2 protein-coding genes are annotated in these 884 nt (G+C 66.6%); both read left to right on the top strand.

What is annotated here, in order from left to right:
* The coding region (locus X803_RS20060) for a type II toxin-antitoxin system VapC family toxin (protein ID WP_084033767.1) at window positions 1-350 on the top strand (350 nt) is incomplete at its 5' end.
* A 55-nt stretch (window positions 351-405) separates the two neighbouring features.
* On the top strand, window positions 406-792 hold the full coding sequence (locus tag X803_RS0113495) for a PIN domain-containing protein (protein ID WP_216699065.1): 387 nt from the start codon (window positions 406-408) through the stop codon (window positions 790-792).
* Window positions 793-884 lie beyond the last annotated feature (92 nt).

Genomic DNA, 884 nt, shown 5'->3' with positions numbered 1-884 from the left:
CCCCCGCCGTTGCGGCAGCTCTGCCGGACGAGGCTGCAATTTCAGCAATTACCGCTGCCGAGCTCGCTGCCGGCCCTCACCTCGCAAGCAGCCCGGGTGAAGCTGCGAAGCGCCAGATGCGCCTGCAGGAGGTTGAATCCAGGTTCGAGCCAATCCCCTTTGACGGGGCGGCCGCCCGCAGTTACGGGCTGGTGGTGGCCTCGGTAGCGGGGCAACGGCGGAAGCCGCGGAGCCGCGTAGCGGACCTCCTGATTGCCGCCACTGCCCACGCGCACAATCTCGACCTCTACACCCGCAATGGTGACGATTTCGCCGGGCTCGAGGATCTGGTCCGGGTCATCTCACTCTGAGCAGCGTTACATAGGCCTGTTTCATGGGTTACAAGCCGGCGGACGACGGCGGCAGTTGCGCCCGCGCTCCCTCGACATGCAGCGCCGCGATCACGGTCGCCGCATCCTGTGGCTTGGAAGGATCAAACCCGGTGAGCTGGCTACCGCTGCCGAGCTCGCTGCCGGCCCTCACCTCGCAAGCAGCCCGGGTGAAGCTGCGAAGCGCCAGATGCGCCTGCAGGAGGTTGAATCCAGGTTCGAGCCAATCCCCTTTGACGGGGCGGCCGCCCGCAGTTACGGGCTGGTGGTGGCCTCGGTAGCGGGGCAACGGCGGAAGCCGCGGAGCCGCGTAGCGGACCTCCTGATTGCCGCCACTGCCCACGCGCACAATCTCGACCTCTACACCCGCAATGGTGACGATTTCGCCGGGCTCGAGGATCTGGTCCGGGTCATCTCACTCTGAGCAGCGTTACATAGGCCTGTTTCATGGGTTACAAGCCGGCGGACGACGGCGGCAGTTGCGCCCGCGCTCCCTCGACATGCAGCGCCGCGATC

Origin of the sequence: Arthrobacter sp. 35/47, from assembly GCF_000520475.1 — a bacterium.
GTDB classification, from domain to species: Bacteria; Actinomycetota; Actinomycetes; order Actinomycetales; family Micrococcaceae; genus Arthrobacter_D; species Arthrobacter_D subterraneus.
Note: the sequence above shows the minus strand (reverse complement) of the source record. Positions and strands in the feature narration are given on the sequence as shown.